The organism is Tessaracoccus sp. MC1756, assembly GCF_014164735.1.
Classification (GTDB): Bacteria; Actinomycetota; Actinomycetes; order Propionibacteriales; family Propionibacteriaceae; genus Arachnia.
The window spans coordinates 88,338-109,932 of the sequence record NZ_JACJFZ010000007.1 but is presented as its reverse complement, the minus strand read 5'-3'; the positions used below and the strand labels follow the sequence as shown (position 1 = coordinate 109,932).

General features: G+C 69.5%; 17 protein-coding genes. 8 read left to right on the top strand and 9 right to left on the bottom strand.

Going from position 1 to position 21,595, the window contains the following annotated elements; genetic code table 11:
* Window positions 1–48: 48 nt before the first annotated feature.
* A complete protein-coding gene (gene valS / locus H5393_RS13595; RefSeq protein WP_182767110.1) occupies window positions 49–2,607 on the bottom strand; it encodes a valine--tRNA ligase in 2,559 nt (852 codons plus the stop codon).
* 109 nt (window positions 2,608–2,716) lie between these two features.
* A complete protein-coding gene (locus H5393_RS13590; protein WP_182767109.1) occupies window positions 2,717–3,520 on the bottom strand; it encodes a thioredoxin domain-containing protein in 804 nt (267 codons plus the stop codon).
* A gap of 159 nt (window positions 3,521–3,679) precedes the next feature.
* On the opposite strand from H5393_RS13590, the gene H5393_RS13585 reads away from it, so the two are divergent.
* Genes H5393_RS13585 through H5393_RS13565 form a run of 5 tightly spaced genes read left to right on the top strand, consistent with a single transcriptional unit; the run spans window position 3,680 to window position 8,823 of the window.
* Entirely contained in the window at window positions 3,680–5,014 is a 1,335-nt protein-coding gene (locus H5393_RS13585) for a folylpolyglutamate synthase/dihydrofolate synthase family protein (RefSeq protein ID WP_182767108.1), read from the top strand.
* Window positions 5,011–5,364 carry a DUF4233 domain-containing protein gene (locus H5393_RS13580; protein ID WP_182767107.1) on the top strand — a complete coding sequence of 118 codons (354 nt, stop codon included), beginning with the start codon at window positions 5,011–5,013 and terminating at the stop codon, window positions 5,362–5,364. Before H5393_RS13585 ends, H5393_RS13580 begins: the two co-directional genes overlap by 4 nt.
* Window positions 5,361–5,768 (top strand): nucleoside-diphosphate kinase, encoded by a 408-nt coding sequence (gene ndk, locus H5393_RS13575; RefSeq protein ID WP_182767106.1) that lies wholly within the window; start codon window positions 5,361–5,363, stop codon window positions 5,766–5,768. Before H5393_RS13580 ends, ndk begins: the two co-directional genes overlap by 4 nt.
* Window positions 5,769–5,796: 28 nt before the next feature.
* Window positions 5,797–6,831, top strand: a complete 1,035-nt coding sequence (locus tag H5393_RS14950) for a CPBP family intramembrane glutamic endopeptidase (protein ID WP_182767105.1) — start codon at window positions 5,797–5,799, stop codon at window positions 6,829–6,831.
* Between the two features lie 45 nt (window positions 6,832–6,876).
* Window positions 6,877–8,823: a TIGR03960 family B12-binding radical SAM protein gene (locus H5393_RS13565; RefSeq protein ID WP_182767125.1), complete on the top strand. Its 1,947-nt coding sequence runs from the start codon at window positions 6,877–6,879 to the stop codon at window positions 8,821–8,823.
* 33 nt (window positions 8,824–8,856) lie between these two features.
* Here H5393_RS13565 and H5393_RS13560 read toward each other — a convergent pair whose 3' ends face one another.
* Window positions 8,857–9,615, bottom strand: a complete 759-nt coding sequence (locus H5393_RS13560; protein WP_182767104.1) for an alpha/beta fold hydrolase — start codon at window positions 9,613–9,615, stop codon at window positions 8,857–8,859.
* Window positions 9,616–9,676: 61 nt separating this feature from the next.
* On the opposite strand from H5393_RS13560, the gene H5393_RS13555 reads away from it, so the two are divergent.
* The gene (locus H5393_RS13555; protein ID WP_370585997.1) at window positions 9,677–11,179 is read left to right on the top strand and encodes a DUF1846 domain-containing protein; all 1,503 of its coding nucleotides are present in this window, start codon (window positions 9,677–9,679) and stop codon (window positions 11,177–11,179) included.
* Window positions 11,180–11,193: 14 nt separating this feature from the next.
* Here the strand turns inward: H5393_RS13555 and H5393_RS13550 are convergent, their stop codons facing one another.
* From H5393_RS13550 to H5393_RS13525, 6 genes are all read right to left on the bottom strand, one after another.
* Window positions 11,194–12,021 carry a glycosyltransferase family 2 protein gene (locus H5393_RS13550; protein WP_182767124.1) on the bottom strand — a complete coding sequence of 276 codons (828 nt, stop codon included), beginning with the start codon at window positions 12,019–12,021 and terminating at the stop codon, window positions 11,194–11,196.
* Entirely contained in the window at window positions 12,021–12,995 is a 975-nt protein-coding gene (locus H5393_RS13545; RefSeq protein WP_182767102.1) for a glycosyltransferase, read from the bottom strand. The genes H5393_RS13550 and H5393_RS13545 overlap by 1 nt, the downstream gene beginning before the upstream one ends.
* On the bottom strand, window positions 12,992–14,035 hold the full coding sequence (locus H5393_RS13540) for a glycosyltransferase (RefSeq protein WP_182767101.1): 1,044 nt from the start codon (window positions 14,033–14,035) through the stop codon (window positions 12,992–12,994). The genes H5393_RS13545 and H5393_RS13540 overlap by 4 nt, the downstream gene beginning before the upstream one ends.
* Complete coding sequence (locus tag H5393_RS13535) at window positions 14,032–15,072, bottom strand: glycosyltransferase family 1 protein (RefSeq protein WP_182767100.1); 1,041 nt, start codon at window positions 15,070–15,072, stop codon at window positions 14,032–14,034. The genes H5393_RS13540 and H5393_RS13535 overlap by 4 nt, the downstream gene beginning before the upstream one ends.
* A gap of 72 nt (window positions 15,073–15,144) precedes the next feature.
* Window positions 15,145–16,332, bottom strand: a complete 1,188-nt coding sequence (locus H5393_RS13530; RefSeq protein WP_182767099.1) for an MFS transporter — start codon at window positions 16,330–16,332, stop codon at window positions 15,145–15,147.
* Complete coding sequence (locus H5393_RS13525; protein WP_182767098.1) at window positions 16,329–17,537, bottom strand: AGE family epimerase/isomerase; 1,209 nt, start codon at window positions 17,535–17,537, stop codon at window positions 16,329–16,331. Before H5393_RS13525 ends, H5393_RS13530 begins: the two co-directional genes overlap by 4 nt.
* Window positions 17,538–17,556: 19 nt before the next feature.
* On the opposite strand from H5393_RS13525, the gene H5393_RS13520 reads away from it, so the two are divergent.
* Window positions 17,557–18,261: a TIGR03936 family radical SAM-associated protein gene (locus H5393_RS13520; protein ID WP_182767097.1), complete on the top strand. Its 705-nt coding sequence runs from the start codon at window positions 17,557–17,559 to the stop codon at window positions 18,259–18,261.
* A gap of 202 nt (window positions 18,262–18,463) precedes the next feature.
* Window positions 18,464–21,469, top strand: coding sequence for an Rne/Rng family ribonuclease (locus H5393_RS13515; protein ID WP_220488434.1), 3,006 nt, complete (start codon window positions 18,464–18,466; stop codon window positions 21,467–21,469).
* Window positions 21,470–21,595: the final 126 nt, after the last annotated feature.

Sequence of the window (21,595 nt, the reverse complement as noted above, 5' to 3'; positions counted from 1 at the left end):
GGCCTCGGAGTCGTGGGACTCCGAGGCCTTCGTCGTTTCAGGGAACTATCACCCGGCGACGGGCGCCAGCTCGATGTCGGCGACGATGTGCTGGCCGTCCTCGACCCACTCCACGTCGCCCACCAGACGGCCCACGGCGCGCAGGTCCGGCTCGATGGTCTTCAACCGCTCGACGGAGCCGGCCGGCCCGCGGAAGACGGCCTTCGCCACCTCTGCCCGCATGGAGACCTTCGCGTTGGACTTCGCGCCGCGGATGGCGATGAGCGCTTCCGCGAGATCTGCCAGCAGCGCGGCGTCGCCGTCGATGGACAACTCCTCCGCGGTGGGCCAGGCGGAGCGGTGCACGGACGAGTCGTTGGTCCAGCGCCACACCTCTTCCGCCACGAACGGCAGGAAGGGTGCGAACAGGCGCACCTGCACGCTCAGCGCGATGGCCAGCGCGGCCTGCGCCGACTTCTTGCCCTCGTCGCTGCCGGTGTAGGCGCGTTCCTTGACCAGTTCCAGGTAGTCGTCGCAGAAAGACCAGAAGAACGTCTCCGTGGCCTCGAGCGCGCCGCTGTAGTCGTAGTCCTCGAACTCCTCAGTGGCCTTCTCCACGACGACGGCCAGGCCGCGTAGCAGAGCCTTGTCCACCGGGTTCGTCACGGCGTCCAGCGTGGCGGGCGCGTCCTGCATCGACAGCACGAACTTGCCGGCGTTGAGGATCTTCATCGCGAGTCGACGGCCCACCTTCATCTGGGTCTCGTCGAACGGTGAATCCTGACCGGGACGGGCCATGGCGGCGCGCCAACGCACCGCGTCGGAGCCGTACTTGACGAGGATGTCGGTGGGCACCACCACGTTGCCCTTCGACTTCGACATCTTCTTGCGGTCCGGGTCCACGACGAAGCCTGAGATGGTGGCGCGCTTCCAGGGGAGCGTGCCGTTCTCGAAGTGCGCGCGCACCACGCGGCTGAACAGCCAGGTGCGGATGATGTCGTGGGCCTGGGGGGCCATGTCCATGGGGAACGTGAGGTTGAACAGCTCCTCATCGCGCTCCCAGCCCGTGGCCAGGTGCGGGGTGAGCGACGACGTGGCCCAGGTGTCCATCACGTCGGGGTCCGCCATGAAGCCGCCGGGCTGGTTGCGCTGCTCCTCGGAGAAGCCCTCTGGGGTGTCGGTCATGGGGTCGATGGGCAGCGAGGCCTCGTCCGCCACGAGGGGGCTCTCGTACCGCGGCTCACCGTCGGCGTCCAGCTCGTACCAGACGGGGAACGGCACGCCGAAGAAGCGCTGGCGCGAGATGAGCCAGTCGCCGTTGAGGCCCGAGACCCAGTTGTCGTAGCGGTGCAACATGTGCTCGGGGGTCCACTCGAGGGCCCGGCCGCGCTCCAGGAGGGTGGCCTTGAGTTCCTCGTCGCGGCCGCCGTTGGTGATGTACCACTGGCGGGTGGCCACGATCTCGAGGGGCTTGTCGCCCTTCTCGTAGAAGTTGGCCATGCGCGTGGTGGGTTTGGGGTCCTCCAGCATGTCGCCCTGCTCGCGCAGCTGGGCGACGGTGGCCTCGCGGGCGGAGAAGGCGGTCTTGCCCGCCAGCCCTTCATAGGCCTCCGTGTTGACGATCCACTCCGGCGTCTCGGCCTGGAAACGGCCGTCGCGGCCGATGACGGTGCGGGTGGGCAGGTTCAGCTCACGCCACCACAGCACGTCGGTGAGGTCGCCGAAGGTACAGCACATGGCGATGCCGGCGCCCTTGTCGGGCTCGGCCGCCGAGTGGGCCAGCACCGGGATCTCGACGCCGAAGATGGGCGAGGTCACCGTCGTGCCGAAGAGGTCCTGGTAGCGCTCGTCGTCCGGGTGGGCGATGAGGGCGCAGACCGACACGATGAGTTCAGGCCTCGTCGTCTCGATCCACACCGGCTCGCCGTCCGGCTTGTGGAAGGCGACGCGGTGGTAGTGGCCGGGGTACTCGCGGGCCTCTAGCTCGGCCTGCGCGACGGCCGTCTGGAACGTCACGTCCCAGAGGGTGGGCGCATGGTCGAGGTAGGCCTCGCCACGGGCGTGGTTGCGCAGGAACGCGCGCTGCGCCACAGACTGGGACTCGGGCGAGATAGTGGTGTAGAGCGTGTTCCAATCCACCGACAGGCCGAGCTGCTTCCACAGGTCCTCGAAGACCTGTTCGTCCACCTGCGTCAGTTCCTGGCACAGCTCGATGAAGTTGCGGCGGCTGATCGGGATCTGCCGCTTCGGGTCCGGCTTCGCGGGCGGCTGGAAGTCGGCGTCGTAGGGCATCGACGGGTCGCAGCGCACGCCGTAGAAGTTCTGCACCCGGCGCTCGGTGGGCAGGCCGTTGTCGTCCCAGCCCATGGGGTAGAAGACTTCTTTCCCCCGCATCCGCTGGTAGCGCGCGATGGTGTCGGTGTGGGTGTAGCTGAAGACGTGTCCCACGTGCAGCGAGCCTGAGACGGTCGGCGGGGGAGTGTCGATGCTGAACACCGCGTCGCGCGACGACGGCCGACGGAAGGCGTAGGTGCCCTCCGTCTGCCATACCTCGCCCCACTTGGCCTCCAGTCCTTCGAGGACGGGCTTGTCGGGCAGGGCACCCTTGGGCGCGGTGGTATCAGTCATGCGCTCGATCTTAGCGAGATTCGCCACGGGTGCCGATCCGGGGAAGGACCGCAAACGGCAGCAGCCCGGACGCTGGACGTCCGGGCCGCTGGTGTCTGTGGTGAGGCGATCAGCGCTGGTAGGGCTCGGGCTTGATGTCGATCTCCTTGCCGCCCTCTTCCCAGGCGGCGGTCACGGCGCTGAGGAAGCCCTCGGCGGTGGGCTCGATGGAGCCGAGGTCCAGGCGCTGGCCGGAGACGACGTAGGCCGGGGTCGCGTCGACGGCGTCGTCGCGGAACTTCTGGTCCGCGTCGTCGACGAACTCCTGGAACGAGCGGGAGTTGTACAGCTCGACGTAGCGGGTCAGGTCTTCACCGGTGATGCCCGCGGCCTGGGGGATGTCGTTGCGGAGCACCTGGTCCGTGTAGCCGGTGTCCTGGAAGTCGAACGCGACACGGTGGAAGTCCTCGAACGCACCCACCTCTGCTGCAGCGGCGGCCGCCACAGCGGTGCGGGACGAGGGGCCGTCCTCGCGGGCCTGATCCAGGAAGTGGGCGGTGCGGATCTCGGTGGTGATGGAGCCATCGGCGACCAGCTGCTCCACGATCGGGCCGAGGGTTGCGTGGGCGCTGGCACACGCGGGGCACTGGTAGTCCTCCCACAGCACGAGGTGCGGCTTGTCCGCGCTGGGGGCATTGCCTTCGAGCGGGATGCCGTAGCCCTCGGTAGCGGCGGGCGGCGTCAGCTGTTCTTCTGCCACCGAGGTGCGGTTGCCGATGGCCTGCACGTTGACGATGGCGAGCACCACGACGACCACCAGGGCCGCCAGGCCGAAACCGAACCCCATGATGCGCTTGTTGCGCTTGTTGCGTTCGTCCATCTCCTGAGCCTGCCGCAGCGCGGCGCGCTTGCTGAGGTTCGAGTTGTTGGCCATGTCGGTGCTCCTTCAGAAATCCAGTGCGGGGCTGCGGGCACCGTGGAGTGCTGCGCGTTCGGAAGTAATGATAACCAGCGCACCCAAGGTGGTTGAATCAGTTACTACACACTGCGGAATCCTACTGGGCGGTGCCCGGCCGAGTAGGCTGGCCCCACCATGACTGAAACCTCACACGCCGCGTTGACGGCGGCCCTGACCAGCCGTTGGCCCGAGCACCGGGTGGCGCCCAGCCTGACCAGGGTCGCCGCACTGATGGACCTCCTCGGTGAACCGCAGCGGGCCTATCCCGTCATCCAGGTGGCCGGCACCAACGGCAAGGGCAGCACCGCCATCATGATCGAGACGCTGCTGCGTTCCGCGGGCCTGCGCACCGGGCGGTTCTCCAGCCCGCACCTGTCGGACGTGCGCGAGCGCATCGTGATCGACGGCGAACCCATCAGCGAGGAACGCTTCGCTGAGGTGTGGGCGGACATCGAACCCTACGTCGGCATGGTCGACGAGCAGCAGCTCGACGGCGTGGCCATGACGTTCTTCGAGGTCATCACCGGCATGGCGTACGCGGCGTTCGCCGATGCCCCCGTCGATGTCGCGGTGATGGAGGTGGGCCTGGGCGGGAGCTGGGACGCCACGTCGGTGGCCGACGCGTCGGTCGCCGTGGTCACGCCCATCGGCATGGACCACACCCACATCCTGGGCAACACGCTGACGGAGATCGCGGGGGAGAAGGCCGGCATCATCAAGCCCGGCGGCACCGCCGTGTTCGCCGGTCAGGCGCCCGAGGCCGCCAAGGTGCTGCTGGCCGCCGCCGTCGAGGCCGGCGCGTCGATGAAGGCCGAGGGTCCGGATTTCGGCCTGCTGGAGCGCGGCCTCGCCGTGGGCGGCCAGTTGCTGCGCATCGAGAGCGTCGGCGGCCCCGTGGCTGATGTCTTCCTGCCTCTCTACGGGGAGCACATGGCGCGCAACGCGGTGCTTGCGGTGGCTGCGGTCGAGGCGTTCCTGGGCGGCAAGCCGCTCAACCCGGAGATCATCGTCGAGGGGCTGGGCGCCGTCGAGGCCCCGGCGCGCCTGGAACTGGTGCGCACCTCGCCGCCGATCGTGATCGACACCGCCCACAACACGCAGGCCGCCCGCGCCACCATCGACGCGGTGGAGGAGAGCTTCGACTTCGCTCCCACCATCGGTGTCGTGGCCATGATGCAGGACAAGGACGCCGCGGAGGTGCTCGAGATCTTCGCGGAGAAGATGGACCAGGTGGTGATCACCCAGGTCTCCTCGACCCCCCGGGCCAGGGGCGTCGACGACCTCGCCGCCGTCGCCGAAACCGTCTGGGAGACCAGCAAGGTGCACCGCGCCGCCAGCATGCGTGAGGCGCTGGACCTGGCTGTCATGTTGGCAGACACCGCCAGCGTCCAGGCCGGTGTGCTCGTCGCGGGGTCCGTCATCGCTGCAGGCGAGGCCCGCGACCTGTTGAAGAAGAAGGACGCCCGGTGACGCTCTCGCCCGACAACCCCATGCGCAGCGCGGCCATGTCGGTGCTGCTCTTCGAGGTGATCATCATCTGGTTGGCCTACATCGGCATGATCCAGGTCTCGGGCATCGATCTCGCGGTCGCGGCCGTCTGGAGCGCCGTGGCCACGCTCCTGTGCATCGGCGGCCTCGCCGGTCTGCGGAAGCGCTGGGGCTATCTCGTGGGATGGGCCGCCCAGGCCGTCCTCATCGGATTGGGCGTTCTCACCCCGTGGATGTACGCCATGGGTATCATCTTCGCGTTGATCTGGGCGACGTGTGTGATCCTCGGCAAGAGGATTGAGGCCCACCGGCATGGAGGTAACCCACAGTGAGCGAAAAGACGCTCGTCATCATCAAACCCGACGTGGTGGAGGCCGGTAACGCAGGCAGGGTACTGGCCCGCTACGAGGAGGCCGGGCTCTCCATCGTCGCGATGGAACTGCGCACCATCGACGGTGCGTTCGCGGACCGGCACTACGAGGAGCACCTCGCGCGGGACTTCTACCCGAACCTGCGCACCTTCATGACCAGCGGCCCCATGATCCCGCTCGTCCTGTGCGGGCCGGACTGCATCTCCCAGGTGCGTGAACTCAACGGGGCCACAGACCCGGCGAAGGCCGAACCGGGCACCATCCGCGCGGATTTCGGCGACAGCGGCCCGCGCAACGCGGTGCACGCCTCTGATTCGGCTGAGTCCGCGGCGCGTGAGATCGCGCTCTGGTTCCCGGCCCTCTGACCCGTAACCCCGAGGTTAGGGTGGGGCTGTGAGCCAGCTTCCCCCGCCCGAACGACAGCCGTCCCCCCAGTGGGGGCCACCCCAGCAGTGGGCGCCGCCGCTGCCTGAGCAGCGACGCGACGTGCCGTTCCCTGCGCCGACGTGGACCCCGGCCCCGCCGTCGATGCCGACGACGCCGGTCGGGTACCACCAGTTCTGGCGCGCGCCGGGGATCGCCCCGTGGCGCCCCCTCGTCGTGGTGCTCATCCTGGCGGTGGCGTTCTTCGGCTTCGCTGTGCTCGCCACGCTGGCCGCCGTGGGCGTCGAGGTGGCCACCGGGGCGGTGGACCCGGACGACCTCATGGGGATGCTCGAGGAGGGCCGTGTCACGCCGGGCCTGGTGCTGGCCAACAGCATCGCCATCGGCCTGTTGCTGCCATTCGCGCTGCTGACCGGCCACCTCGTGAAACAACGCCCCGGCTTCCTGCATTCAGTGGTCGGACGGGTGCGGTGGGGTTGGTTCTGGATCTGCGTCGCCGCGTCGCTGGTGGTGCTCGGGCTCAACATGGGCATCGAACTCTCACTGACGGGGACCGCGGACCTGGAGCTGCAGATCCGGCCACACACCTGGTGGCTGCTCATCGGGCTGATGCTGGTGACGCCGTTCCAGGCAGCGGCAGAGGAGTACCTGCTGCGGGGCGTGGTCTTCCGCACCGTGGGCTCCTGGTTCCGGCCGCCCGTCGTGGGCTTCATCGTCGGCACCGTCCTGAACTCGGCGCTGTTCATGGTGATGCACGGCGCAGCAGACCCGTGGCTCAACGTCTTCTACTTCAGCCTGGGTGCCCTGTTGAGCTGGCTGACGTGGCGCACCGGTGGGCTGGAGGCGGCGGCCGCCGTCCACATCGTCAACAACATGATCGGCTTCTCCATCGTGCCGTTCCAGGACGTCAGCGGCCTGTTCGATCGCTCCGTCGGCGCGGGCGGCCCCGTGATCCTGTGGCAGCTGACCGCCTCGGTGATCCTCGTGGTGCTGCTGGACGTGTTGGCGCGGCGACGTCGACTCGCGACGCTCGGCCGGGGCTAGGCCAAAGTGCACCCCGCAGATATCCTTGACCACGCTATGACTACGATGCCCACTCTGCCCACGCACTCGGTGTTCGACCGCCTCGAGCCGTTGCTGGCGAGCGTCAGCAAGCCCATCCAGTACGTGGGCGGTGAACACAACTCCGTCGTGAAGGACTGGGACAGCGTCAGCGTGCGCTGGTGCCTCTCCTACCCGGACGCCTACGAGGTGGGCCAGCCCAACCAGGGCGTGGCCATCCTCTACGAGATCCTCAACGAACGCGACTGGATCCTCGCGGAGCGCACCTACTCCGTCTGGCCGGACATGGAGAAGGTGCTGCGCGACAACCACATCCCGCAGTTCACGCTCGACGCCCACCGCCCCGTCGGCATGTTCGACCTGCTGGGCGTCTCGTTCTCCACGGAGCTGGGTTACACGAACCTGCTCAACCTCATCGACCTGTCGGGCCTGACGCTGCACGCCGATCAGCGCGGTGAGCATGAGCCGCTCGTCGTCGCCGGCGGGCACGCGGCGTTCAACCCGGAACCCATCGCGGACTTCATCGACGTCGCGGTGCTCGGCGACGGCGAGGAGGCCTCGCTGCACATCTCCGACATCGTGCGGGAATGGAAGGCCGAGGGCCGCGAAGGCGGCCGCGACGGGCTGCTGCTGCGCCTGGCCATGACGGGCGCGTTCTACGTGCCGCGGTTCTACGACGTCGACTACCTCGACGACGGGCGCATCCAACGTGTCGCCCCGAACCGGCCCGAGGTGCCGTTCCAGGTGCGCAAGCACACGCTCATGGATCTCGACGCGTGGCCCTATCCCAAGAAGCCCATCGTCCCCATGGCGGAGACGGTTCACGAGCGCTACTCCGTGGAGATCTTCCGCGGCTGCACCAGGGGCTGCCGCTTCTGCCAGGCCGGCATGATCACGCGCCCCGTCCGCGAACGCAGCATCGAGACCATCGGCGCCATGGTGGAGGGCGGCCTCAAGGCCACCGGCCTGGAGGAGATCGGGCTGCTGTCGCTGTCGTCGGCGGACCACTCCGAGATCGCCGAAGTCACCCGCCAGCTGGCGGACCGGTACGAGGGCAGCAACGTCTCGCTCTCGCTCCCATCCACCCGCGTGGACGCGTTCAATATCGACCTCGCCAACGAACTCTCGCGCAACGGTCGCCGCTCCGGCCTCACGTTCGCCCCCGAGGGCGGCTCGGAGCGCATGCGCAAGGTGATCAACAAGATGGTCAGCGAGGAGGACCTGATCAACACGGTCGCCGCCGCCTTCTCCTCCGGCTGGCGCCAGGTCAAGCTCTATTTCATGTGCGGGCTGCCCACGGAGACCGACGAGGACGTGCTGGCCATCGCAGACCTCGCGCGCCGCGTCATCGAGACCGGCCGCCGGGCCTCCGGCACCAGGGACATCCGCTGCACCGTCTCGATCGGTGGCTTCGTACCGAAGGCCCACACGCCCTTCCAGTGGGCCGGTCAGGCGAGCTCCGAGACCATCAACAGCCGGCTGATGCTCCTCAAGGAGACCATCAAGCAGGACCGCAACTACGGCCGCGCAATCGGTCTTCGCTACCACGAGGGTGAGCCCGGCGTGGTCGAGGGGCTGCTGTCGCGCGGCGACCGCCGCATCGGGCGCGTCATCGAGCGCGTCTGGCGCGAGGGCGGCAAGTTCGACGGTTGGAGCGAGCACTTCTCCTACGAGCGCTGGGTCTCCTCGGCCAACGAGGAGCTGGCGAAATTCGGCATCGACCTGGAGTGGTACACCCAGCGGGAACGCAGCTACGAAGAGGTGCTCCCGTGGGACCACCTGGACGCCGGCCTGGACCGTGACTGGCTCTGGGAGGACTGGCAGGACGCGCTGGACGGCCGCGAGGTCGAGGACTGCCGCTGGACCCCGTGCTTCGACTGCGGCGTGTGCCCGCAGCTGGACACCGAGATCCAGATCGGCCCCACCGGCAAGGTGCTGCTCCCGCTCACCGTCGCCAAGCCCAACCTGGCCTGACCCCCGGCGACCCGCCCCGGGCCGTCGGGTGGCTCAGCGCTCGTGCAGGAACGCTTCCACGAGCTCGTAGAAGACATCGGGACGGTCGCGGCGGATACAGTGCCCGGCACCCGGTACCTCGACGACGCGCACCAGATCGTTGTGGACCTTCGCGGGGTCAGGGGCCATCTCGCCATTGACGGGCACCAGGATCAGCGTCGGCACGCTCAGCCCGGTGAACATCTCCTCCCAGGCGGTGTCGCCCAGGTAGAGACCACGTCGAAGGTATTCACGGTCGACGCGAGCCTTGGATTCCGCCCACGGTTTCAACTCGGTGTCTGTCCACGGCGTCTCCTGCAGCATGCGGGTGACCTCGCCGTCTGGGTCCTCCGTGACCGTCTCCACGAAGGCGAGCTGCTGGCGGGCGAACTCCCGCTCCGCCGCATCCCAGTGCGGGGCGGGCTTGGCCGGGTCCTCCAGCACGAGGCGGCGCACGAGTTCCGGATACTCCTGCGCGACACGAGCGGCGACCAGCCCTCCGAGCGAGTGCCCCACGAGGAACACCGGCCGGCCCAGCTCGCGCAGCACCTCCGTCACGTCGTCGCGCAGCACTTGGGGGACCCGGCCCAACTCCTCGTCGGTGAAGCGGGGGGAGTGGCCGTGCCCGCGCTGGTCGACGGCGAGGATCCGGAAGTCTGATTCCCAGCGGGCGACGGCATCCGGCCAGCAGGTGCCGTCGTCGGTCAGGCCGTGGACGAGGACGAGCGGTGGGCCTGTGGGGTCGCCGTATTCGTGGACGTTGAGCTGCGCCATGACAGGAATCTACCCCCTCCGGTCAGGGCTGAGAGGTCCACAGCGTGTAGGCTGGCGGTCCGTGGCTCAGAGCATTCGTAAACCCGGATTCGACCGTCAGAAGTACCTCGACCTCCAATCGGAGCACATCGACCAGCGACGCAAGCGCTTCGGCGGAAAGCTCTACCTCGAGTTCGGCGGCAAGCTCTTCGACGACCACCACGCGGCACGGGTCCTACCTGGCTTCACCCCCGACAACAAGATCGCGATGCTCAGCACCATCGCCGATGAGGTCGAGATCGTCATGGTCATCTCCTCCCACGACCTCATCCGCAACAAGGTGCGCGCCGACATCGGCATCACTTACGAGGCCGACGTGCTGCGGCTCATCGACGAGTTCCGCACCCACGGGCTCTACGTCGGCTCCGTCGTCATCACGCAGATGGCCGACGACCACCGCCAGGCCCGTAACTTCAAGCGCAAGCTGGAGCGGCTGGGTATCAAGGTGTACCGCCACTACCCGATCAAGGGCTATCCCAACGACATCCCGCTGATCGTGAGCGAGAACGGCTACGGCCGCAACGAGTACATCGAGACCACCCGCGACGTCGTCGTGGTCACCGCCCCGGGCCCGGGCAGCGGCAAGATGGCCACCTGCCTCTCGCAGCTCTACCACGACCACAAGCGCGGCATCGCCTCCGGCTACGCCAAGTACGAGACCTTCCCCATCTGGAACCTGCCCCTCGACCACCCGGTCAACATGGCCTACGAGGCGGCCACGGCAGACCTCGACGACGTCAACATGATCGACCCCTTCCACCTCGCCGCGTACGGCGAGCAGGTCGTCAACTACAACCGCGACGTCGAATCCTTCCCGGTGCTGAAGCTCCTCTTCGAGCAGTTGACGGGAGAGAGCCCCTACCAGTCACCCACGGACATGGGCGTCAACATGGCGGGCATCTGCATCTCCGACGACGCGGTGTGCCGGGAGGCCTCGAAGCAGGAGGTGCTGCGGCGCTATTTCAAGGCGCTCGTGGCCGAACGCCGCGACGAGTCTGAACCCCACCAGTCGGACCGCATCGCCCTGATCATGTCCACCCTCGGCATCACCCGCGACGATCGCCCCGTCGTCGGGCCGGCGCTCGAATTGGAGAAGCGCACCAAGGGCCCGGCCGCCGCCATCCAGCTTCCCGATGGCACCATCGTCACGGGCAAGACCTCGGCGCTGCTCGGGGCCAGTTCCGCCATGCTGCTCAATGCGCTGAAGATGCTCGCCGGCCTCCCAGATGAGGTGCGCCTCCTTGACCCGGAGACCATCGAGCCCATCCAGACCCTCAAGACCCGCCACCTGGGCAGCGCCAACCCGCGCCTCCATACCGACGAGGTGCTCATCGCGTTGTCCGTCGGCGCCCGCTTCGACGAGAACGCACGCCGGGCGCTGGCCGAACTGCAGCAGCTGCGCGGCTGCGACGTGCACGCCTCCGTCATCCTCGGCCCGGTGGACGAGTCCATCTTCCGGAACCTCGGGGTGCATGTCACCTGCGAGCCGGTCTACCAGAGCAAGAAGCTGTACAAGAAGGGCTGACGGCTGGGGCGCGCTCAGGGCGAAGCAGGCGCCCAGCCTTCGGCTGTCCGGAGCAGGTGGCCGGACTGCTCCATCGCCTCAAGCCAGCCCGGCATGGGGTACTCGCCCCAGAGGGAATGGAACAGGTTCGCGTTGCGGGCGATCGCAGCCGCGTGCTCGACGGGTGGGCTGCTCGACGGGTGCCACTGGTGGAACGCCCCGGCCCCGCGGATCCACCACAGGTGGCCTCCGGCCGCGGCCAGCCGCCGGCCGAAGTCGGTGTCCTCGCCGCCGTAGCCCACGTAGCGCTCGTCGAAACCGCCGATGCGGTGCCAGTCGGTGATGCTGGTGGCGATGTTGAGCGACCACAACAGGTTCACATCGGCCGCCAGCAGGTCGTCGGTCTCCGGCACCGTCCGGGCGGGATGGTCGCGCCCGACCTCCGCGAGCCGTTCGACGGTGTGGTCGTCCCCGCTGAGTCCCTCCGGGAGGTACCTCACCCGTCCGGTCACCACTGAGGGGCCGGGCTGCGTGGCGGCGTCCAGCAGACGGGAGGTGTAGTCGGCCACGAATCCCGGTTCCGGAAGGCAGTCCACATCCAGCAGCGCCACCATCGTCGCCCCCGCCTCCTCTGCTGCGGCCACCCCGCGGTTGCGGGCGCCGGCCAGGGGTAGTTCGCCGTCGGCCGGCAACTCGACGAGCACCGTCCGCTCCCTGTCGCCGATCAGGCCTGCGATGGCGGGGTCGCCCATCGCCACCACGACATGGACGAGGGGCCGGGGATCGAGCGCATCGATCCAGCGCAGCTGACGGGTGAGGTGGTCGTGGCGTCCGTGCGCGATGGTGACGATGGCGAGCTCCATCACGGGACCTCGTCCGCGAGCGCGGCTATCGCCGCGGCGGCCCGGGCGGCGCCGTCGCGGGTGGTCCAGCGGTGCCAACCGCAGGACCCTGCGGCCTCGTCGAGCAGCCCCGGCCACTCACGGGCACCCGGCCACTGCGGCAGGGCGACGCAGCACCGCAGGCTCCGCAACGCCTCGACGGTGCCCAGTTGCTCGTCGAACGGCCTGGGCTGGGCGACCACCACCGCGGGGCGACCGGCCGCGGCCACCTCCGCCACGGCGTTCTGCCCGGCATGCGTGACGACGACGTCTGCCCACTCGAGGTCCGCCCAGACGTCTGGGGAGCCCGCCCGTCCCGGGCTGCGGACCTTCCACTCCCAGCCGGGGGTGGCCGCCTCTGCGGCGCGGAGGTCGTCGTCGGTCACGCCGGTGCCGCCGGCGCCCCACACCACCAGCACTCGGCGTCGGCTGCGGGTCAGGGGCGGCGGCACACGGTCGTCGAAGCGGGAGATGGCGCCGACGTACCGGGTCTTCCGGCGCCACCGGAGGGGCCATGTGGGTTCCGGCGCGCTCTCGGGCCAGGGTGCGATCAGCAGGGAGGCCGAATCGTAGGCGGCCTCATGCGGGCGGTCCCTGCGGTCGCCTCGCATGCCCATGACCACGGTGCGTACCCCCATGAGGCGGGACAGGAGCGCCACCTCCGCCGAGACGTCCACGACCATCACGGACACGTCGCCGCGGAGCCGCTCGGCGATCAGCGCCAGCCGCTCGCGGTGCCCGGCGTGGTCGAGCGGAGCCCAGTGGAACACGCCGCCGGCCGTCGGGTCCGCAGGTTCATCCGTGATGTCCCAGGGGAGCTGTACCCACGCTCCGGGCCAGCCCTCGGGGATGGGCATGGATCCGAAGCCCAGTACCTCGCGCCCGAGTTGGCGTGCGATCTGGGTGCCTCGCGTGGCGTGCCCCAACCCCTGGTGATGCACGTACCAACCGATCATGTGAGCTCCTCGTACAGGGCGACGTAGTGGTCGACCATGGCGTCGAGGCCGCAGGCCACCTCGGCATGGCGGCGCACCTCCGCGCGGTCCATTCCGATCACCCGGGCCAGGGCGACGGCCGCCTCCTCCGGGCTCGCCGACGGGTCGACGCACTCCCCACCCGGCGGGCGCACGATCTCCGGCAACCCGCCGCGGGCCAGTGCCAGCACCGGCGTGCCGCACGCCATGGCCTCGGCTGCCACCAACCCGTAGGGCTCGTCCCATTCGGGGGTGACCAGGCACGCGGCCGACGATCCGACGAGCGTGGGCAGCGCGTCGGGCCCGAGGTGGCCCTCGTAGCTGACGTCGTCGCCCAGGAGCGGCTGGAGCGCGGAGCGGAAGTACGCCACGTCGACGATGGGGCCGGCGATCCGCAGCCGACGCCCCAGGTGGCGCGCGATCAGGACGGCGCGGTGGGGAGCCTTCTCCGGGGCGATCCGCCCGGTCCACACGAGATCGTCGCCGCCGGGGCCCGGCAGCCAGACGGAGAGGTCGATGCCGTTGTGGATGACCTGAGCGGCGGTGAACCCGGACCATCGCTCGGACACCCAGCGCGACACCGCCACAGTCCTGGCCCGTGGCGTGAGGCGCAGGGCCGGTTCGAGCCAGGGATGCGGTGGGGTGTGCAGCGTCGTGATGAGGGGCTGGGGGATCGAATCGGACAACACGATCGGCAGGTAGTGCAGCGAGTTGTTGTGCACGACGTCGATGTCGGGGCGACCCGCGAGCGTGCGCAGCGCGTGGGCGTAGGCGATCGTGGCAGTGACCTGCGACTCCGGTGGCATGGCGATGTCGCCGCGCGCGTCGTCGCTGAGGGCGAACCGGGCGACGGGGAGTTCCTCGCAGTCCAGCGTCAGGTCGCTGCCCGGTCCCGCGAACAGCACGACCTCGACGCCACGCTCCCGAAGCCCCTTCGCCAGGTGCCAGGTGAACGATTCCAGGCCGCCTGCGAACGGGGCTGAGATGGGGAACCGGTCGTTGGCGAGGATCGCGACCTTCACGTTCGCACGCGGGCCATGGCCCGCCGGTAGATGTCTGCATGGCAGCCCGCGAGGAACTGTCGCTCCGCGTGGCGCTCGTCCGGATCCGCCCGCCAGGGTGCGGCATCCGGTAGCGCGTCCAGTGCCGCGGCGATGTCGGCGACGCTGGGGCCGTCGTCGCCCACGCGGTAACCGAAGATGCCGGGATGCTGGTCGTGGTAGTGGCCCAGGAGCGGCGCCAGGACGTGGGTGCCGACGTCGTAGCAGGCCTCCAACCACCCGGAATGGGTGCCGAACCGGTAGGGGAGCACTGACAGGTCCAGGCTGAGGAAGTAGTCCCAGAGCTCGTCGTCGGAGTAGTAGTCGTGCACGTGGACCGTGACACCATCCTTCCCCATCAGCCCCTTCAGGTGGGCGGCCACCTCAGCGTCGTGGTGGTACTCGCCGGGGGTCATGACGTCGGTGTGGACGTCGATCACCAGCTCCATCTTGCGGGCCGGCACCTCCCGCTCGAGGATGGCGAGGATGGGCAGCGGGTCGATGGAGGCGCGCAGGCTCTTGAGATGGACCCCGATGCGGGGCCGGGCGTGCTGCTGCCTGGGGCGATGCAGCGTGTCCGGGTCCACGACGTGGGGATGCGGCAGCACCGTCGCCTCGCGGTCCCACCGCCGGCGGATCTCCTGCGCGGCCCCCGCGGTGAGCGTGATCAGCTCCGCTGCGGCCGGGATCAGCACATCGAGCGCTTCGTCGTGCGCCAGACGGTCGAGGTGGTGCGGGTTGCGCAGGTCATGGACCGTGTAGACCAGCGGCTTGTCGTTGCGGTCGAGCGCCTCGAGGACGTCGGTCAGGTCCCGTGTGGAGAGGGCGTCGAAGCCGAAGTGGATGTGGAACACATCGAAGCTCTCAGCATTCTGGTCAATCCACTGGGGCGAGAGCAGGGCCGAGGGCCACGCCTTCCCGCCCGGATCTGGGAGCCGCACGACGTCGTGGCCGTTGCAGGGGTCAGCGAGATGCCTGACGTATACGTGCCCCTCAGGTACAGATGCGACTCTGATCAAATCGATCCCCTTCGTCAACGCCGTGCCCCTATTGGAGCGCTTGCCGAGCCGGGCGCGCCACCCCCTTGGGGGTTAGTGCGGACGGTGGAGCTGGTCCTCGATGATCCGGGGCTGGCAGGCGTACAGACCGGCGATGGTCATCGGGACGGCCAACCCCAGCTGCAGCATGATGGGAGGGGTCCATGAGTCGAACAACGTGTAGAGGATGCCGAAGCTGAGCGGGCCGAGGGTGGCGATGGTGTAGCCCACTGACTGGGCGAAGCCGCTGAGCGCAGCCGTGGCCGCTGGGGAATGTGCCCGGGTGCCGAACAGCGCCAGGACCAGCGGGAACGACGCAGTGCCCAGGGCCATGGCGATGGACCAGAAGACGGGCGCGGCGAGCGGCGCGTTCAGCAGCCCGAGGTAGCCGGTGATGAGGAAGGCCATCAGGCACAGGAAGAGGGCGCTGGGGTTGCGCGTGCGGGCTACGTAGGCCGGGATGACGAAGGCCGGGACGATCCCGACGCCGGTGGCGATGCCGAGCATGTAGCCCGCCGTCGTCTGGTCCATGCCGGCCGTGCGGAAGATGGTGGGCAGCCAGCCGAACACCGAGTAGGCCTGCGCCGACTGGACGCCGAACATGATGGCGAGCGCCCAGCCCAGCCTGGTACGCGAAATGGCCGCGAGCGTGATGTCGCGCTCGCCGCCCTTCTTCGGCCGCCCGGCGGCGATCGCGAGCGGCAGCCAGCACAGCAGGGAGGCGAAGGCGATGACCACACCGGCCGCGAGGGAGGCGCGCCAGCCCCCGAAGGCATGGGCCATGGGGACGGTGGCGGTGCTGGCCAGCGTCACGCCGATGGTCAGGGTGAGGGAGTACAGGGCCGTGGCCGTCCCCACCTGGTGGGGGTAGTGCCGGCGCACCAGCGAGGGCAGCAGCACGTTCGCCTGCGCCATGCCCGCCAGCGCCAGGGTGGAGAACGCCAGGAATGCTGCCGAGTCATCGACCAGCAGCCGGCCCGCCTGCCCCACGATCAGTGCGATGAGCGCGACCAGGATCGAGCGGTGCGCCCCGATACGGCGGGCGATCCAGGGGGCCATGGCGCCGAAGATCGCGAAGCAGAGGGTGGGAAGCGACGTGAGCAGACCGGCGGTGAAGCCGTCGAGGCCGATGTCGCGGCTGATCTCGGTCAGGACCGGTCCGACGGAGACCGCGACCGGGCGCAGATTGAACGCCAGAGCCAGCAGCGCGATCAGCGGCCACCAGCGGCGGAGCGCGCTCAAACGAGCTGCCTCTGGGCCAACGACATGGCCATCTGCGGTGCAAGGGGGAGACGGGGGATCAGCGTCGCCTGGAGGGCGTGGTAGATGTCCGGTTTGCCGGGCCATACCGACGTGGCGACGCGGAGCCCGCCGTCGAGCTGATGGTGCCAGGAGCCGTGCTCGGGGTCGATGAAGTGCTCGGCCACATGGTCCCACCAGCGTGCGTAGTCCGCGGCGTAGCGCTTGTCGCCGGTGCGGTGGAACAGGGCGGCCGCCGCACCGATGGCTTCGGCAGCGACCCAGTGCAGCCGGTCCGTCGTGACGGGGGTGCCGTCCCACCCTGTGGTGTAGACGAAGCCCTCGGCCCCGTCGCGGCCCCAGCCGTCCGTGACCGCCCGGTCGTAGAGGTGCTGGGCGGCGTCGAGCCAGGTGCCGTCGGTGTTGTTCGTGGCCGCCTCGAGGTGGAGGAACAGGCGGGCCCATTCGAGCCCGTGGCCGATGGTGGCGCCGTAGGGCCGGAACCGGTCCTCGGGCTGTGCCTCGTTGTACTCGAGCTGCGGCTGCCAGGTGTCGTCATAGTGCTCCGGCAGGCGCCAGTCGTGGACGGCGGCCTGGTGGCGGGCGAAGGAGGCGATCCGCTCGGCCCGTTCCAGCCAACGCTGGTCCCAGGTGGCGTCGGCGGCGGCGAGCATGGCCTCCACGGTGTGCATGTTGGCGTTGATCCCGCGGTAGGGATCCACCGACGACCAGTCCGGCTCGGCGGCATCTGCCACCATGCCGTGCGCCTCGTCCCAGAAGCGTTCGTCGAGGACGGCCAGGGCGTCGTCGAGCAGTTCGCGCCCCCCGGGTAGTCCGGCGACGGAGGCGGAGGAGCCGGCCAGCACCACGAACGCGTGGTCGTAGGCCTGCTTGCCGCCGTCCTTGGCGGAGGTGTGGAACCATCCGCCGTGCCGCGCGTCATGGAGGGCGCCGGTGAGCCCGCTCATCGCGCGGATGGCGAGGGGCCGCGAACCGGGGACCCCCATCAGGTGGCCGAGCGAGTACACGTGCACCATGCGGCAGGTCACCCAGGTCTCGATGGGTCTCGTCGGGTCCGGGACGCCCCGGGCGTCCAGGTAGGCCGCGCCCTGTCCGGCGACCGGCGCGGCGGACCCGAACACCAGGAGCCGCTCGGTTTCGTGCTGCAGCCAGGCACGATGAGTGGGGGCGGTCAGCCAGTCAGTCATGGCGCATACACTACGCCCCATGAGTACTCGCCAACCGCCTGTACAGCAGCCGCCACCGGAGCAGAAACTGCGCCTGCGCTACGCCAAGCGCGGCCCCGCGCGTTTCACGTCCCACCGCGACTTCGGGCGCGCACTGGAGCGGGCCATCCGCAGGGCGGAGCTCCCCATGGCGTACTCGTCCGGTTTCAACCCGCACCCGCGCATCTCCTACGCCAGCCCGTCGCCCACCTCCGCGTCGTCTGAGGCGGAGTACGTGGAACTCGGCCTCAGCGAGGCCTGTGATCCGGCGAAAGTGGTCGGGGCGCTCAACAATGTACTGCCCCAGGGCTTCGAGATGCTCGACGCCGCGGTGGCCGTCAAGGAGTCGCTCGGCGACCTCCTCCAAGCCTCGGACTGGGAGATCCGGCTCAGCTGCGACCCAGATGTGCTGAGCGCCGCCGTGGCGGAGCTGCTCAGCCGCGAGCACCTCACCGTCGAGCGCATGACCAAACGCGGCATGCGGGCCTTCGACGTACGGGAGGCCATCATCACGCTCGAGGTCGTCGACCCCGCCGTGCTGCGCCTGCGCTCCCACATCGGCACGCCGCTGGTGCGGCCGGACGACGTGGTGGCCGCGCTGCGCACCATCGACGAGACCATCCCCAATGAGATGTTGCTCAACCGGCTCAGCCAGGGTCCGCTCAACGAGGGCGACATAGGGGACCCGCTGCGTCCGCACAACTGACGACACGCACACCCGGTGCGACGGTTTTTCGTGATGTGTGGAACAATGAGCGAAGGTCATGGCGCCGCCCGGTGCCACCCTGAGGCAGTGAGACTGCACCGCGGCACAATTCTTCCGCGACTGCTCGCCGGCTTCAGAGGATCACAGTCTTACGGCACAGTCCGCTGTGCCCGGTCCGCGCCTAGTGCGCGTAAGGAGCCGCATGCTCACATCAGAGAACAATGATCAAGTGACGCCGGACAGCGCCACCCCCGCCCCAACGCAGCGCCGCCGTCGCGCCGCCTCCCGCCCCGCTGGTGCCCCCACAGTCGCCGCGGAAGTGCAGGTCGAGGCCCCGGCCGCCGCCCCCCTGAGCACTCCCGCCCAGAGCACCACCCGCCGGGCCACTCCTGATGCCACCCCCGCCCCGGCCGCTTCCGAGCCGGCCGCTGACGCGGCCGTCCCCGAGGCACCGAGCGAAGCCCCCGCCGAGGATCTGGCGCCCAAGCGTCGCCGCGCCTCGACGAAGCCCGCCACGCGCACCACCACCACGCGTCGCCGCAAGGTCGACGTGGAGCCGAAGGCCGAGAGCAGCGAGCCGGCGGAGTCGCCCCGGGCCGAGGCTGCCCAGCCCGAGGCGCAGGCCGCCGCCCCCGCCGCCGAGAAGCGCCCCACCCGTCGCCGCGCCACGCGCAGCACCGCGGCCGCCGCCCCCTCAGAGGCCCAGGGCTCGCCCGCCGAGACCACCACCGAAGCCGTCGAGTCCGCACCCGAGCCCCAGCCCGTACAGGCCGAGGCCCCGGCACCCGTCGAGGCGCCGGCCGAGTCGGCCCAGCCCGCCCGTCGTCGGCGCGCCACCCGCAAGGCGGCAGCCCCCGAAGCTGTGCCCAGCTCGGAGGCCGCCCCCAGCACGGAGGCTGCCGACACGCCTGAGGCAGCCGCCGAGCCCGAGCCTCAGCGCGAGCCCGCCGCCCTGGGCCGTGGACGTCAGTCACGCGCCCTCGGTCGCCGCGGTGAGGCGCGCGCGATCGAGAGCGCCCCGGCCCCTGAGGTCGCGGAAGAGGCTGAGGCGCCCCAGGAGGAAGCTGCTGCTCCCCGTGAGGAGACTCCCCGCGAAGAGGCTGCGCCCAGGGGGCGCCGTCGTCGGGTGAGCCGCCCGGCCGCAGCGCCTGAGCGTCGCGGCACCGCCGCAGATCCCGACGAGGACCCCATCGCAGCGGCGCTCCGTGCGGCCGAGGAGATCGCAGAGGCCCGCAAGGCCGTGCTGAGCGACCCCTTCATGACCGCCGCCGCCCGCGACGCGCAGCTCGCCGCCCTGGCCGGCGCGATCGCGGCAGATTCGGCACAGGCCGAAACCGCCGCCGAAGAGGCCGAGGACGAGGACGACGAGGAAACCGTCGACGCCGACATTGACACGGACGAGTCCGAGTCCGAGTCCGAGTCCGAGACCCAGGACGACGAAAGCTCCGACGACGATTCCGACGAGGAATCCGATGAAGACTCGGCGGACGACGACCGTCCCACGCGTCGCCGCCGTCGCCGGGGTGGCCGTCGCCGCCGTCGTGGTGGCCGCGCTGATTCGGAGGGCGACGACGACTCGTCCGACGAGTCGGACGACGATGACACTGACGCCGCTGATTCGGACGAGCATGCGGACAGCCCGGAGTCTGCCGACGATGCCGACGGCGAAGGCGTTACAGTGCGCCGTCGTCGCCGCCGTCGCCGTCGCAACGGAGAATCCTCCGGTGAGGGCGGCCACGACGACGAGGTCACCGGCATCGAGGGCTCGACGCGCATGGAGGCCAAGCGGCAGCGCCGCAAGGAGTCCCGCGCCGCTGGCCGTCGCCGCGCCCCCATCCTCAGCGAGGCTGAGTTCCTGGCCCGCCGCGAACAGGTGGACCGCAAGCTCGTGATCCGCCAGTCGGAGGACTACACGCAGCTGGCCGTCGTCGAAGACGGCATCCTCGTGGAGCACTACGTGGACAAGGCCTCGGCCGCGTCGCTCATCGGCAACGTCTACGTCGGCAAGGTCCAGAACGTCCTGCCCAGCATGGAGGCCGCGTTCATCGACATCGGCCGTGGCCGCAACGCCGTGCTCTACGCCGGCGAGGTGGACTGGGATGCCTTCCAGGTCAGCGGCGAGAACCGTAAGGTCGAGAACGTCCTGAAGTCCGGCCAGTCCGTTCTGGTGCAGGTCACCAAGGATCCGGTCGGAGCGAAGGGTGCGCGCCTCACCGGCCACATCTCCCTGCCGGGCCGCTACATCGTCTACTCGCCAGGTGGACACCTCTCCGGCATCTCGCGGAAGCTGCCGGACACCGAGCGCAACCGCCTGCGCGGCATCCTCAGCTCGCTGATCTCCGACAACGAGTCGGTCATCGTGCGCACCGCCGCCGAGGGCATTCCGGAGGACGAGCTCGTCCGCGACGTGAACCGCCTGAAGGCGCAGTGGGAGGTCATCGAGAAGGCGTCCAAGAAGGGCGGTGCCCCGCAGGCGCTGTATTCGGAGCCGGACCTGACGCTGCGGATCGTGCGTGACCTCTTCACTGAAGACTTCGGCCAGCTCATCGTCCAGGGCGACGGTGGCCCGGAGGACTCCTACGACGCCATCGCGGCCTACGTGTCACACGTGGCCCCGCACCTGGCTGAGCGCCTCGAGCGCTTCGAGGTCGGGGATGACGGCAAGGACATCTTCGCGAAGTTCAAGATTGACGAGCAGATCGCCAAGGCGCTCGACCGCAAGGTCTTCCTCCCATCGGGTGGTTCGCTCGTCATCGACCGCACCGAGGCCATGACGGTCATCGACGTGAACACCGGCCGCTTCACCGGCGCCGGGGGCAACCTCGAGGCCACGGTCACCAGCAACAACCTGGAGGCTGCGGAAGAGATCGTGCGCCAACTCCGGCTGCGTGACCTGGGCGGCATGATCGTCATCGACTTCATCGACATGGTGTTGCCCAGCAACCGCGACCTCCTGCTGCGCAGGCTGGTCGAGTGCCTGAGCCGTGACCGGACCCGCCACCAGGTTTCGGAGGTCACCAGCCTCGGCCTGGTGCAGCTCACGCGCAAGCGCATCGGCACCGGTCTGCAGGAAGCCTTCACCGAGCCGTGCGAGCATTGCGACGGCTCCGGGTACCACCGCTTCGAAGACCCGGTGGATTCGCAGGCGCCGTCCGACGGTGGCGAGCGCAAGGGCGGCAACCGCCGACGCGGCGGCCGCGGCCGCTGATCAGGGCCATGTAGGGGCGGGTGCCGATGAGCACCCGCCCCTTTCCCATTCCCGCGCGGGACGGCAGGGCTGAACCGCTCCCCGGTTTGGCGATTCTGTCCGCAACGGGTTAACATTGTGCGGTTG

Coding starts and splice junctions, on each gene's coding strand:
- valS (WP_182767110.1), bottom strand. CDS start 2,607: ATGACTGATACCACCGCGCCCAAGGGTGCCCTGCCCGACAAGCCCGTC.
- H5393_RS13590 (WP_182767109.1), bottom strand. CDS start 3,520: ATGGCCAACAACTCGAACCTCAGCAAGCGCGCCGCGCTGCGGCAGGCT.
- H5393_RS13585 (WP_182767108.1), top strand. CDS start 3,680: ATGACTGAAACCTCACACGCCGCGTTGACGGCGGCCCTGACCAGCCGT.
- H5393_RS13565 (WP_182767125.1), top strand. CDS start 6,877: ATGCCCACTCTGCCCACGCACTCGGTGTTCGACCGCCTCGAGCCGTTG.
- H5393_RS13560 (WP_182767104.1), bottom strand. CDS start 9,615: ATGGCGCAGCTCAACGTCCACGAATACGGCGACCCCACAGGCCCACCG.
- H5393_RS13550 (WP_182767124.1), bottom strand. CDS start 12,021: ATGGAGCTCGCCATCGTCACCATCGCGCACGGACGCCACGACCACCTC.
- H5393_RS13545 (WP_182767102.1), bottom strand. CDS start 12,995: ATGATCGGTTGGTACGTGCATCACCAGGGGTTGGGGCACGCCACGCGA.
- H5393_RS13525 (WP_182767098.1), bottom strand. CDS start 17,537: ATGACTGACTGGCTGACCGCCCCCACTCATCGTGCCTGGCTGCAGCAC.
- H5393_RS13520 (WP_182767097.1), top strand. CDS start 17,557: ATGAGTACTCGCCAACCGCCTGTACAGCAGCCGCCACCGGAGCAGAAA.
- H5393_RS13515 (WP_220488434.1), top strand. CDS start 18,464: ATGCTCACATCAGAGAACAATGATCAAGTGACGCCGGACAGCGCCACC.